The organism is Cereibacter changlensis JA139 (assembly GCF_003034985.1).
Classification (GTDB): Bacteria; Pseudomonadota; Alphaproteobacteria; order Rhodobacterales; family Rhodobacteraceae; genus Cereibacter; species Cereibacter changlensis.
In genome coordinates this window covers 1-476 of sequence record NZ_PZKG01000433.1, presented here as the reverse complement: position 1 = coordinate 476, position 476 = coordinate 1, and the positions used below count along the sequence as shown (strand labels likewise).

Below are 476 nucleotides of genomic sequence, written 5' to 3'. Positions count from 1 at the left end.
TCACGGCGAGTTTCGGCGTGGAGAGCATTGGCGAGGCAGGACCGTCGGTCGAGAGCTGGCTGGCAGCAGCCGACAGACGGCTCTATGAGGCCAAAGCCGCCGGACGGAACCGCTGTTTGGCGGATAGGCAAGGAAGCAGTGGTGATGTGACCCGGGCTCACATCAAGGCTTGGAGGCGGCCATTACCGGCCGCCCTTGTTGCTCTGTCCTGATGCGCGTGATGTCCAGGATCTGTCCAAGTGAAAGATTCAGAATGCCACCTGCAGCGCCGCCTTCAGGCCGTGATCGTGGTGATCCTCCGAAAACTGGCCGGAGTAACCCACACTGAAGGTCGAGCTGCCGGACAGCGGCATCTCGAGGCCGGCCTCCAGCAGCAGCTCGTTCTTGGCGATCGGCATCCCGTAAGCGACGAAGTCGCTCCCGAGCAGATCCGCCGACACGCCCTCGTCGAGATCGCCGAAGGCGTGCCGCCATCC

At 63.4% G+C, this 476-nt stretch carries 1 protein-coding gene; it reads right to left on the bottom strand.

Annotated features, from left to right (window positions below; genetic code table 11):
• Positions 1–248 precede the first annotated feature (248 nt).
• The coding region (locus C5F48_RS25590; RefSeq protein ID WP_219907853.1) for an autotransporter domain-containing protein at positions 249–476 on the bottom strand (228 nt) is incomplete at its 5' end.